The 12383-nt window shown below is 39.6% G+C and carries 16 protein-coding genes and 1 pseudogene; 15 read left to right on the top strand and 2 right to left on the bottom strand.

From position 1 onward, the window contains the following. The first annotated feature begins 12 nt into the window (after positions 1–12). From QV04_RS04010 to QV04_RS03980, 7 genes are all read left to right on the top strand, one after another. The gene (locus QV04_RS04010; RefSeq protein WP_065233178.1) at positions 13–195 is read left to right on the top strand and encodes a hypothetical protein; all 183 of its coding nucleotides are present in this window, start codon (positions 13–15) and stop codon (positions 193–195) included. A gap of 108 nt (positions 196–303) precedes the next feature. After that, a complete protein-coding gene (locus QV04_RS04005) occupies positions 304–1137 on the top strand; it encodes a hypothetical protein (protein ID WP_065233177.1) in 834 nt (277 codons plus the stop codon). A gap of 19 nt (positions 1138–1156) precedes the next feature. Further along, positions 1157–2155, top strand: a complete 999-nt coding sequence (locus QV04_RS04000; RefSeq protein ID WP_065233176.1) for a N4-gp56 family major capsid protein — start codon at positions 1157–1159, stop codon at positions 2153–2155. A 55-nt stretch (positions 2156–2210) separates the two neighbouring features. After that, complete coding sequence (locus QV04_RS03995; protein WP_065233175.1) at positions 2211–2693, top strand: hypothetical protein; 483 nt, start codon at positions 2211–2213, stop codon at positions 2691–2693. After that, positions 2693–3091, top strand: a complete 399-nt coding sequence (locus QV04_RS03990) for a hypothetical protein (RefSeq protein WP_065233174.1) — start codon at positions 2693–2695, stop codon at positions 3089–3091. The genes QV04_RS03995 and QV04_RS03990 overlap by 1 nt, the downstream gene beginning before the upstream one ends. Beyond that, entirely contained in the window at positions 3084–5066 is a 1983-nt protein-coding gene (locus QV04_RS03985) for a hypothetical protein (protein WP_065233173.1), read from the top strand. The genes QV04_RS03990 and QV04_RS03985 overlap by 8 nt, the downstream gene beginning before the upstream one ends. Further along, a complete protein-coding gene (locus tag QV04_RS03980) occupies positions 5059–6660 on the top strand; it encodes a hypothetical protein (protein WP_065233172.1) in 1602 nt (533 codons plus the stop codon). Before QV04_RS03985 ends, QV04_RS03980 begins: the two co-directional genes overlap by 8 nt. Here the strand turns inward: QV04_RS03980 and QV04_RS03975 are convergent. Then, the gene (locus QV04_RS03975; protein WP_231924852.1) at positions 6647–6826 is read right to left on the bottom strand and encodes a BrnA antitoxin family protein; all 180 of its coding nucleotides are present in this window, start codon (positions 6824–6826) and stop codon (positions 6647–6649) included. The two genes, QV04_RS03980 and QV04_RS03975, sit on opposite strands and share 14 nt — an antisense overlap. A 2-nt stretch (positions 6827–6828) precedes the next feature. On the opposite strand from QV04_RS03975, the gene QV04_RS03970 reads away from it, so the two are divergent. Genes QV04_RS03970 through QV04_RS03940 form a run of 7 tightly spaced genes read left to right on the top strand, consistent with a single transcriptional unit; the run spans position 6829 to position 11255 of the window. Then, the gene (locus QV04_RS03970) at positions 6829–7503 is read left to right on the top strand and encodes a DUF4376 domain-containing protein (protein ID WP_065233170.1); all 675 of its coding nucleotides are present in this window, start codon (positions 6829–6831) and stop codon (positions 7501–7503) included. Then, entirely contained in the window at positions 7469–7747 is a 279-nt protein-coding gene (locus tag QV04_RS03965; RefSeq protein ID WP_065233169.1) for a hypothetical protein, read from the top strand. Before QV04_RS03970 ends, QV04_RS03965 begins: the two co-directional genes overlap by 35 nt. A 2-nt stretch (positions 7748–7749) precedes the next feature. Beyond that, the gene (locus tag QV04_RS03960) at positions 7750–8502 is read left to right on the top strand and encodes a hypothetical protein (protein ID WP_065233168.1); all 753 of its coding nucleotides are present in this window, start codon (positions 7750–7752) and stop codon (positions 8500–8502) included. A gap of 10 nt (positions 8503–8512) precedes the next feature. Then, positions 8513–8848, top strand: coding sequence for a hypothetical protein (locus QV04_RS03955; RefSeq protein ID WP_065233167.1), 336 nt, complete (start codon positions 8513–8515; stop codon positions 8846–8848). After that, on the top strand, positions 8848–9981 hold the full coding sequence (locus QV04_RS03950; protein WP_065233166.1) for a hypothetical protein: 1134 nt from the start codon (positions 8848–8850) through the stop codon (positions 9979–9981). Before QV04_RS03955 ends, QV04_RS03950 begins: the two co-directional genes overlap by 1 nt. A gap of 9 nt (positions 9982–9990) precedes the next feature. Then, positions 9991–10518 (top strand): hypothetical protein, encoded by a 528-nt coding sequence (locus QV04_RS03945; protein WP_065233165.1) that lies wholly within the window; start codon positions 9991–9993, stop codon positions 10516–10518. An 8-nt stretch (positions 10519–10526) separates the two neighbouring features. Beyond that, positions 10527–11255 (top strand): hypothetical protein, encoded by a 729-nt coding sequence (locus QV04_RS03940; RefSeq protein ID WP_065233164.1) that lies wholly within the window; start codon positions 10527–10529, stop codon positions 11253–11255. Positions 11256–11266: 11 nt separating this feature from the next. On the opposite strand, the pseudogene QV04_RS03935 reads toward QV04_RS03940, so the two are convergent. After that, a pseudogene (locus QV04_RS03935) lies at positions 11267–11722 on the bottom strand (helix-turn-helix domain-containing protein); the annotation flags it as partial. Between the two features lie 13 nt (positions 11723–11735). Between QV04_RS03935 and QV04_RS03930 the strand changes: the two are divergent. Continuing rightward, positions 11736–12197 carry an enoyl-CoA hydratase gene (locus tag QV04_RS03930; protein WP_065233163.1) on the top strand — a complete coding sequence of 154 codons (462 nt, stop codon included), beginning with the start codon at positions 11736–11738 and terminating at the stop codon, positions 12195–12197. The last annotated feature ends 186 nt before the right edge of the window (positions 12198–12383 follow it).

Raw genomic sequence — 12383 nt, 5'->3', positions numbered from 1 at the left:
TGAGGAATTTTAATGAAATTACAAAGTAATGCCGATAGATTATTATTAAAGCGTGAACTGCAAAAACGACTTAATGATTATTATCAAAATTTAGCAAGAGTCGGATTGAGTACACAAGATTATGATGTACTCAGAGGACGAATTGCAGAATTAACCGAATTAATTGATTATTTAGATTTAGAAGATAAAGATTGAGAGAGCCACCTTTTACGGTGGCTTTTTTATTGGAGTTTCGCTAGCCACATCAAGTCGCTAGTAAATAAACCTTAATTAGCCGCTGCAAGCCGCTATGGAGAAAACACAATGGAAAATACAGAACCACAAGCCTTTGACGAAAACGCCGCTTTTGAACAAGCCGCTAATGAAATGTCGGAAAGTGGGAATGTGAAAACTGACACATCTGACGCAAATAACAGTCAAGAGAACTTGCCTGATCAGCAAGAAAATCTCTCTCAGGAAAAGACACCAGAGGATTTACCGGATTGGCTTAAAGATGCCTCAGAAGAAGTCAGAGAAAATGTAAAACAGCTGGAAGCTGAAAGAAAACGCTTTGAACATATGGCAAAAAGCCAACGAGGTCGTGTTGGAGCGTTATCCAAAAAATATCAACAAGCAAAAGCTGCACTGGAGCAACTTAATACTACACAAGGCAATCTTGATGAAGATATTGCACGGTTGCAAGAAGATTATCCAGAAATGGCGGAAGTATTGTCCCGCATTGTTGCTGGACAAAACCAACGTTTAGCAGCGATTTCTAAACCGTTGTCACAGATGGCAGAAGCGAATGTACAGGATTTAGCTCAACAGGAATTAGACGGCAGTATTGCCCTCGTTTCTGAAGCCATTCCTGATGCTGAACAGATACTTGGCGATCAAGGTTTTCACCAATGGGTACAAGCACAGCCCAGAGGCGTACAAGCCTTGTTTTATTCCGACGATCCGAATGATGCGATTTATCTGTTGAGTGAATATAAAAAGCTGACATCTGTTAAACAAGAGCAACGAAGTAAAAAAACACAACAATTATCGGCAATGAGCTTGCCTAACGGGCGTAATAGTCCGAAAGGCGGTGTAGATGAATTAGACGAAGATGCACTATTTAATCGTATTGCTGATGATATGAAACGAAATAGATAGATTTTAAAGGAGAGTTAGTATGGCGACAGGTACTACTAAATATGGCGATATTTCACCACGCACACAAGTTTATGCGGTAGCTCAATTATTGAAACACGCTGAGCCTATTATTGTGTTAAATAAATTCGGGCAGTCAAAAGGCATTCCGCAAAACAAAGGTCAGAAAATTAAGTTTCGTCGCGCGAAACCATTTTCACCTGCACTTACCCCATTAACAGAAGGTGTGCGTCCTGATGCACAGAAAATGGTGTATGAAGATGTGGAAACCACCTTAAAGCAATATGGGGCGTGGACAGAAATCACCGATGTGATTCAAGATACGCACGAAGATGCCGTGTTAAAAGACATTACCCAGTTATCGGGGGAACAAGCTGCAGAAACAACAGAGTTATTGACGTGGGGTGTGATTAATGGTGGTACTTCTGTTGTGTTTGCCAATGGAGCAGCAACCAACCAAGTTAACACACCGTTATCCCTTGCCGCATTGCGAAAAGCAGTTCGCACGCTCATGAATAATCGAGCAAAGAAAGTCACTTCAATCTTGGATTCTTCTATCAAGATGGAAACAAAACCAATTGAAGCGGCTTTTATTGCGGTTTGTCATACTGATTTGGAACCAGATATTCGTAATTTACCTGGTTTTATCCCAGTAGCGCAGTACGGTACACGTTCTGTTGTTTCACCAAATGAATTTGGTACGATCGAAAATGTCCGCTTTGTAACCAGTGCATTATTAGCACCAACAATAAATGCAGGCGGTGCGAAAGGGACAACTTTATCAACAGGTGGTTCGAATTCTGATGTGTATAAAGTCGTGATTTTTGGTCAAGATGCATTCGGTACTTGCCCATTAAAAGGGAAAGAGTCTGCGGATATCTTAGTGCGCAATCCAGGCAAGCCTGAAAAAGGTGATGAACTAGGACAAACCGGATCGGTTGGTTGGAAAACGTGGCACGCTGCGTTAATCCTCAATCAGGCGTGGATGACTCGCATTGAATGTGCGGCATCTGCGCTTTAATCCTGCACCTTAACCTAAAGCCCTCTTCTTGAGGGCCTTTTTATTGGAGAAAACGATGTCATATCCTTTTATTAACCTTGATAAAGCAAAGAAAGAAGATCTAATCGCTCATTTAAAAGATTATTGTGGTATTGAAGCGAAGAGTGGCGAAACAAAAGAAACCTTAATTGAGGCAATTCTTGAGTTTGAAGACTTAAACGGTTACGTCCGCCCTTATGAATTGATGCCAGCTAGCGTGAAAAATGCAACGGTGACAACACAAGTGCCAGTATCAAATGATAGCAGTGATTTAAATACCTATCCAAAAGTACGCATCAAAATTCAATCGTCTGAAAAGTTTGACGGGCAAGATGATGTACTTGTTTGGATCAATGGGTATTCATATCAAATTAAACGTGATACAGAAGTGGTTGTGCCTGAGCCTGTTTATATCTTATTGAGAGATTCTAAAACAACGATTTACCAACAAGAGAAAGACGGTTCAGTAACTGAAAAAATTGTTGCGAATTACTCCATTCAATTTTTAGGGCAAGTGTAATGAATTTTTTACAACTTGCGCAGCGTTTACGTCGTGAGATAAGCGATACAGGAGACGGTCCAGCTGGTGTAACGAATCAAAGTGGGCGTAATTTAGAGTATGTAGATGCAATTAGAGAGGCCTGGTCTGATATTCAAATTATTCGGCAATGGTCTGATAATTTCTACGCATCTCCTTATAGCAAGGATAACTTGCAATTGCTTCAATCCTCTATTGATACCCCGTTTATTCCCGAATATCTGCATTTAGGCATTGTTTATTACGCACTAGCCAATAAAGCACTATCACAAAATGCACAAGAGCTTGTATTAAAAGCACAAGCAGAATGGGATAAATACCTAAGCCTACTTTGTCGTGATTACTTGCCTACTGCAAAAATAGGACAGCAAAATGGCTAAATTACCCAATTTTTCTTCACAATTTATTGCGATGTCAGGGGGAATGGATTTAGCAACACCGCCGATCGCAAAAGCAAGTAGTGAAGCAATTATTGCATTAAATGTACAACCGTTATTTTCTGGTGGATTTGCACGTATTGAGGGGTATGAGTGCTTAGATGGTAAAGTAACTCCATCTGACATGGTCTATTACTCTGTTGTAACTAAAGAAATGTTATCGCCAGATCTTATTGGGGTGGATTTTTTACTACAAGGAAAGCCTGCACAAGTCATTGACGTTGAAGATAATCTCATTACCTTTGTCACCTTTCCGAGTATAACGTTATTTGTTAATCAAACATTCAAGATTAATCAACAATCTATCACGGTCTCTTATGTCACTTCTTCAATTGGCGATATTAATAAACACCGTGAATATATGGCGAAAGCGTTTCAGCTTGGGGTTGATTTAACAAGCCCTGTAACAGGTGAAAATGAAATAAGAGGCGTTGTTGAATTAAATAACAAATTAATTGTTTTTCGTGATCAAGCTGAACAGTGTGGCGTGTTTGTTAGTGATGAAGAACAAGGATGGAGAGCCGCACCTAAAACCTATAAGATTGTTTTGCAAATAACGGCTAATGCGGAATGGATAGTTGATAATGTTGCTTTTACAGTAGAGGGTGTGAGTACAAAAGCATTATCTGTTAATGTTGCTATCGATAATAAAACAGCTACACTTATTTCTCATAAGCCATTTCAGGCAAATAAACAAATCAATATCAACAGTGTAAATGTAGCCACGATTACAGCTTGCTATGAAGTTCAGTTAACAAAAGGCAACTATTTTGAAGTTATCTATCATAATTTTTATGGTGGTGTAGATACTCAATATGCGTATGCGTGCAATGGCAATGAAGTTATAGAGATCCGTCAAGATGGATCAATTATCCCTATTACTATTAATACCCAATATCCTCAACATATTACCGTTCACAAAAACCATCTATTTGTTTCTTTTAAAGGTGGACAAATGGGGCATTCATTAGTCGGTTATCCAACAAAATGGTCAACGTTACTTGGTTCAGAACAATTTGGTTTAGGGGATGAAATCACAGCCATTTCTTCTACCGTAGGAGGTGTGTTATTAATTGGGTGTGAACATAAAATAGTGGCGTTATACGGAACAACAAGTGATGATTGGGTATTAAAAGAGATTTCTAAAGTAGGGGTACTTGCAAGAACACTGCAATCGGTTTTTGTTCCTATCGCAATTAGTGCAAATGGTATTACAAGAATAGACCAGACTGAACAATTTGGCGATTTTAAATTAAATGAACTTGATGCAAGCCGCAAATTAGGTTTTACCTTGCTAAACAATAAAATTAGTTATTCCTCAAAACAAGCGAATAAAAATCAAATCCGATTTTACTCAAGTCTTGGATCACATTTATGCGTCATGTTATTACCAGACGGCAGCACAAAAAGCACTTATTTTAATTATCCAAATCCATTAAAAGGCGTTTGGCAGTCAAATAATCATACTTACTTAGCCTTTGATGACGGTAAGGTTTATCGACAAAGTGATCAATGCTATTCGTTTGCAGGTGAACCGATAGAGTGGCTAATTAAGATGGCGTTTAACCATTGTGGCAGTCCAACAACCGTAAAAAGTTGGCATTCAGCTGAATTACAAGCGACAACGGAGGGAGCTTATCAGTTAAAGTATCGTTACGATCTTGATTACAACGCAAATTACCATTCCACACAACTGAATAAAGATCTTGCAATTTACGGCGGTGGCGGACGCTGGAATGACTCTTTTTGGAATAACTTCTTATGGTCGGCGGAAGATTACTCAACACCAACTTTCCCATTAACGGGTTATAGTAGGAATATTGCGATTTCATTTTCTGGTAATCAACCCTATACCCCTAACTTTGAGCTAACAGGGCTTATTATTAATTACATTACAAGGAGATTATATCGTGTCTGATGTGCAAGATAAGAAATGGTATAAACGTACCCACGAATTTACACCTTATACCAAAGCAGACGGTAAAGCGGTATCAGATGAATTTGACGCAATACAAGCGTCATTTGAACGTATTCCAGCGATGCGAGATGATGGAAAAGGTTTTGCGGTCGCACCCATTATCCCAACCCCCACAGAGAATAACCATCCAGTGCCTTATGGTATGTATTTAAGCGGAGTAAATAATATCCAAGAAAACTGTGTTGCTGTTGAACAAATGAAAAATGCCGTGCAACAAAATACACAAACTGTTGCTCAAAATACTCAAAATGTTGCCAATAACACACAAACTGTTTTGGTTGCAGAACGCAATGTAACGAATAAGGAACGTTCTGCGGTAGATGCGGAAAATATGGCAAAAAAATGGGCATCTCATCCTGAAAATGAATTAGTGTTAGCGGATAAATATTCTGCCTACCATTATGCGATGAAAGCTAAAACCAGTGAAATAGTTGCAAACCAGTCAAAACAAAGAGCAATACAAGCAGAGCAATCTGCTAATGACAGTGCTTCTACTGCAACGCAAAAAGCCAGCGAAGCGGAAAGTTATATGCAACAAGCAAAACAAGCTGCATTTGGACGAAATAATTGGAGTGATATTACTAATAAACCACAATTTATCTCTGAGGAAAATAACAGGTCCAAAACCGATTTTGCTACTCCTTTTGCGGTGAATACTGCTTATGACAAAGCTGTAGATGCCGACAACAATGCTAACAACCGCGTCGCCAAAACAGGCGATACGATGACCGGCACACTCTATTTTGCTAGAGCGAACGAAACTTATCGTGTGGGAACTTGGGATTGGCGAAATGTAATAAAGATCAATGGTGATGGCTTAATCGGTAATGAGCAAACAGCAATAGCATTTAACAACAATGGTAATTTGCATTTGGGCGGATCACGAAATGGCAAATGGCGCGCAACTTTGCAAGAGCGTTTTTTGGAAACAAGAAGTATTGTAACTGCCAATGCTGGGTCGGGTTCTTATGTAGATCAATATAGGAATAATGATGCACCGTTTTTTGTTGATGCTTCAGGCTCAAATGCAAGAGATGTTTATTTTCCTTTTATTAAAGGTCGCGTACGTTCAACAAATCAATACGGTACAGCGTTGTCATTTGGTTATGTAACTAAAGGTGGAGGTGGCCCTGATGGATTTGGTGCAGGTATTGTGCATCTGATAGAAGGTAATGGCAGTAATTGGAGATGGGAATTTAAACACGGTGGTGATTTTAGATCGGCGGGGGATGTGGTGACCTCTGCTGGGACGTCGTTAAATGCACTGAATAACAAAGTCACTCAATTACAACCGTCGCAAAATCTAACGGGGAATGGCTGGTGCCGTTTATCAAATGGGATATTGTTACAGTGGGGTAGTGGCAAAGGTTCGGGAAAACAACAGTTTCCTATTGCTTTTAGAACAATTTTTTCAGCGGTTTGTTCGCAAACGTGTCAAGGTAATGCTAACTCTGATGTTGATTTGTTCTACAACAATACGCATGTTTGGGGCAGGCATCAAACTGCTATTCGTTATTTTGCTATTGGAGTGTAGCATTAAGACCGCCAATGGCGGTGGCGCGGAATTTTTCCAGCACAATCGGTGAAAGGCGAATTGTGGTGGCTTGTTTGGTTGGGGCTTTTTGTTTGCCGCGCCGTTTTTGTTGATTTTTTACGGCATCAAATTCAATTTTCATTACAGTAAGAGAAACAGGGGACAACAGTGTACTATTTCGACCAAATAACTTGTAATTTTTATCCTGCAGAGGGGGCAGAAAGCTACTATCCGGATGTCGATTTTTCGCAAATGAAACAGGTGGATGAAGCCACTTTTCAGCGCATTATCAACGGCAACGGCGCACGCGCCGCCGATGATGACGGCAATCCGATTTTAATTCCAAATGCGCCAAGCCAATACCATATCTGGAACGGCACAGAATGGGTGATTTCTGGCGAAAGTGAGGTGGGGTTGCTTACCGAACAACGAAACCAAATCCGCACACAAATCAACACCAAACGCGATGCGTGTGTAAACGGCGGTGTGTATGTGCCGGAGATTGGCAAATGGGTCGATACGGATGAAAAAGGGCGGGCCACGTTGGTAGAAATCAAAGCGGATTTCGATTTAAACGGCAAAACGGAAGAAAACGGCGAGCCACGTATTTTCACCCTGATTTGTGCTGACAACACCGCTCAACCGTTAGATTTTGACAAATTCAAAGCGGTGTGGAATGCAGCGGCGAAGCTGAAAGAATCGATGTTTGAAAACGCCTATATGCACAAAATTTTACTGGAGCAGGCAGAAAAACCGCTCGAATATGACTGGTCGATAGGTTGGGCAGAAACCTTTGAGGAGCATCAAAATGCACAAATTAAGACAACTGAAACAGAAGAGTAAACGTTGGGCTTATCACGTTTTAATAGCGATTGACCAACTTTGCAACGCCTTGACCGGCGGTGGTGCAGATGAAACCTTTTCCAGCCGTTGTTACAGAAATGCGATGTTGAAAGACTCACCAAAAAAGCGGTGGGTCTTTTTTTATACACTAATTAACGCTTTGTTTTTTGATAAACAACACTGCAAAGAAGCTTATCAAAGCGAAGTATTACGAAGACAATATCCGAGTGATTTTAAGGAGTAATTATGCCTATCTTACAATCTATGACTGAAGCGGTTCAGAAAAAGAATGAACAGCCACCCTCTACCTCTATGACTACAAATGTGGCGAATAATTTAGCGAGCAATTCATTATTAATGCAAAGTGCTGCACAAAAAGGACAACGTTATGCCGCAGCAAGAGGGCTACAAAATTCAACAGTAGGTGCTGAAGCAAGTCAACGAGCAATGATTGATGCAGCAACACCAATTGCACAGATTGATACACAAAATCAATTTGTTGCACAACAAGCAGGATTAGATCGAGAACATCAACGAGGAATGACGCAATTACAAGCAGATTTAAATTACAGTAATCAAAGTAGATTAAATCAAGCACAAAACCAATTTGCTGCAAGTCAAGCTGCATTAGATCGCAGTCAACAAACTAACCTAACAAAGCTGCAATCAGATTTAAATTACAGTAATCAAAGTAGGCTAGCTAATTTACAACATCAAAATGAAATGAATCAACTTAATGCGCAAGTGTCTGCAAACACCATTGGTAAATCTATCGACTTTGCACAACAGATTACTAATAACTTTGATGCTCAAATTGCAGGTATTTTACAAAATACGAATATGAAAGAAGCTGATAAACAAAAAGCGATTACGCAATTAAAAGCGAGTCGTGATTCTGAGTTGCGGTTTATGAGTTCATTTTTTCAAGCAATACCGACAACGAAACAGAGATGGTCATCATTTCCTAATCTCGGGGTACCAACCATTAATATTAAGTAAGGAGTAAATTATGGCATTTTCATTTTCAGATGTTTGGAACAGCGTTACTGGCGCTTTAGGTGGAGCATCAAGTTGGCTGGAAAATAACAAAAACACAGCTAATCTTATTGGTAATACGCTTATTGGAGTAGGCGGATATTTCGCTCAAAAAGAACAAGCAAAAGACCAGATGAAAGCATTGCGCGAACAAATGGAGTTACAACGACAGTTAAAATCGGAATATTCTGCTGTGCCAGATGTAGATACTACGTATAACAGCTTAACAGTTGGTGAAAGCCCATCATTAGCAGGTGGTGGAATTTTAACTGAAATGAAGAAGCGAGCTGATGAACGGAGGATCATCTAATGGGATATAACGATGGTGGTTATGGAGGATTTGGAGCCAATGCTCATAGTGGAAGTGGTAAAAATAGTGGAGCAAATGGAATTAGCCATAATTCGGGAGCCTCAGGAGGAGATGGTTTTGGAGATGGGCGACATCATGATAGCGATGGCGGCTATAATGGAATTAGATCTGGAATAAGTCGTTCTAAATCTAACAACAGTTATGGCTCAGGACGAAATAATGATAGCTACAATGATTTTGAAAGTGGAAAATCGCTTTCAAAATCAAGAAGTAATGTATCAAATGCTGCAAGAGATTTGCGAGATACTGTTAAATCTTTGACAGGAGGTAAAGGGTCTTCTTTAGCTGGCGGAGAGGAAGATGAAAGTGGATTATTGAGCAAAAATATCAATGACATTAAAGATGAATTGCATTTTTCAATGGATTATGCCTTATCGCCGTATAACAAGGATTTTACGAGAGGAGAATTTAATAAACTTTTTGGCTCCGGTGTTAATGATGCAGTGAAAAGTGCTGACAGGCGTTTTGGGATTGGTGTGGCAACAGATTTAATGTCGCCAGTTGCTGGTGAAATGGCATTTAATGCGTTATCAAAGTTTTCGCCAACTGCAGGAGCGCTTGGTGCAGCAGCGGCACAAAAAACATTATCAAGTTTAGATAGGTTTGCGGATACCTATAATCCGAAAGTGACTAGTCAGGCAGCTCAAGCCGTTTATGATGCTGGATATAATCAAGCAATGAAAGTGGCAAAAGATGCTGGTACTGGGGTTATTGGTAACGTATTAGGTGGAGCATTAGATGTTGTTACTGGTGGTTTGCCAATTGGCACAACGATCAATAATGCAGCAAATCATTATCTAGGCAGAGAAGCTGTTTTAGATAAATATGGAGATATCGGTACAGTCGCACAAGCTGAACAAAATCGACAGCAGGCAATGAAAGAAGCGAGAGAGGCTGAAGCAGAAAGACGAAAAATTGACGGCTCAAACCAAGGCAATTACGGCATTCTCAATCAAATGACTGCACGTCTTAATACAAACACACAACCAGCGGATAAATGGCAGCAATTTAATGCAACTTTGCCAGCATTAAACCATCTTTGGGATAGCATCACATTCAAACCAACAACTTAAGGAAAAATTATGGGTATCTTAGATTCAATGACACAACAAGCACAAGCTAACCAACAACCACAACAAGCAACAGAACAAGCTATGCCACAGCAAGAACAGCAAGGTAGTATGGCGCAGATGTATCAAATGTTGATGGAAAACTCGATCAATGCAATAGCACAAACTGCAGAAGAACGCATTAAACAGAAAGGACCGATTAATGGCTGTGCTGATTTAATTGCCACAGCGATGGTGAGTAACTTACAAGCTGCTCAACAAAATGGTAAAACGATACCGCCACAAGTGCTAATGCAAGTAGCGAAAGATCTTGCAATGCAGCTATTAGCAAAATTAGGTGTACCTGAAGAGCAGCTGGATGATGTGTTAATGGATGTATTGTTAAAAGCGATGGAGCAATTTGGTGATATGTCGCAAGGTTTAATCTCTAAAGAAGAAGAGAATCAATACGTCCAAATGTTGCAACAAGTTACACAAGCTGCTCAACAACAAATGGGAGCAGGGCAACAAGCTAACAATCAACAACAAATGATGCAATAGGAGTAATTATGGGTTACGGTGGGATTTTGGCTGCAATGGCGGCAGGGTTAGGAACAGGCATTGTTAAGAATGTAGAGAACGGCTGGAAAGAGGAAGCTGCTCAAAAAGAAATGGATTGGCGGTCTAAAGAAGCTGCATTAAATAGACAACATGATTTTGAGTTAGAAGATAAGCGATATCAAAACGAGATATCTAAGATGGCAGTACAATCTCGATATGATATAGCTAAAATTAAATATCAACATCAATTAACCAATAATTCCCAAGATAAAAAGGATGAGGATGTTACTAATGGTATGGATGCTAAATTAAAAGTTGTCGATAATCTTAATAGGATTATTAATAGCAACGAATCATCAGACGAACAGAAAGCTTGGGCTATGGAACAGTTACCACAAGCTCAAAAAGAAGTTGAAATTTATCGAGATGGTGCCGCCTATCAAGATGTTTATAACAGAGCACCAGCAGGGATGAAAGCTGTAATGGAAGCTACATCAGGAATAAAATCTGCTGGCTATAAGCAATGGCAAGATAATGAAAATAAAAGGATCGAGCAAGAAAAAATAAAAACTGAACAAGAAAATGCGGCAAGACAAAAAGCTCAAGTATTAGCTAGACAGCGAGCTGCTCAACGTGCTGAAGAGGTGACAATAAAAGCATACAAGTCTTCAAATACTAATCCAACATCATCTGGTTGGTCTTGGACTAACTACTATAATCCTACTGCAGTAAAATAAAACCTTTAATTTACTGTATTGATATGCCCAACGTAGAATGTATCTTGTGACCCCAAATAACCGGGATGTGCAGTATCAATTTCTCCACACGCCATCTCTTCCTCTTTTTTACGCTCTAGCGCTTGTACTTGGGCTTCACTGAGAATAATGCCTTGCTATGCAACCAATTTTTCAAGGGCAATTAATCTCTGCTTCAAATTGGCTAGATGATGGCGTAACCAAATAGAACGTACACCACCAGCTGACACAAAGATGCCTTGTTTGCGAAGTTCATTGCTTACTCTGACTTGTCCAAACGCTGGATTATCAAGAGCAAATTTCACGACAGCTTGTTCAACGGCTTGTTGATAACGATAGAACGTATCTCGGCTCAATCCCATCACTTTACAGGCTTGAGAAATATTACCTAATTCTTCAGCTAAATTAAGTAATCCGATCTTGTGTTTAATGAGAGGGGTGAGATTTATACGGAGGCGAAAGATGGCGAATAAGGTTTATTTAGCCTTGTACAAAGGCAATCGTGAAGGTAAAGGTCTAGCCGTTTTAAAGGCTAGAATTGGAGATTATCTCACCAGAAAACTCACTAGATGGAAATATTCACATTGTGAAATTGCTGTGCAACGTTCTGAGACTTCTATCTCTTATTGTTGTTATAGCTCATCTATCAGGGATAAAGGAGTTCGTTGCAAGATCATTGATTTAGAAAGTAACAAATGGGATTTAATCCCCGTAAATATTACAGAGATGGAGGTCGGAAATTTCTTCAGAAGAGTTAAAGGAAAAAAATACGATTTTATAGGGGCATTAGGTGTAGTATTCAAAACAAAAGACCGATCAGATCGATACTTCTGTTCAGAATTTGCAGCAGAATTACTAGGGTTAAAAGAGGCGTGGCGTTTTTCGCCTAATGATTTAGCGGCAATTTTTAAGGGGAAAATGTGATGAAAAAATGCACTGCAGTGATGAGGGGGGGGGATTTGGCAGTAATTTTTATTAGATCGTGCCGTAAGGAGTGTTGTATGCAGAGAAGATTTTAGTTATACGTTTGGTTATACGTATAAAAGTATGTATATAAAATAATTATAAAATCAATGAATTAGATTGTTTTTCTAATCCCTCTCTCACCGC

Source organism: Gallibacterium genomosp. 1, from assembly GCF_001678575.1.
In the GTDB taxonomy this organism is placed as follows: Bacteria; Pseudomonadota; Gammaproteobacteria; order Enterobacterales; family Pasteurellaceae; genus Gallibacterium.
Note: the sequence above shows the minus strand (reverse complement) of the source record. Positions and strands in the feature narration are given on the sequence as shown.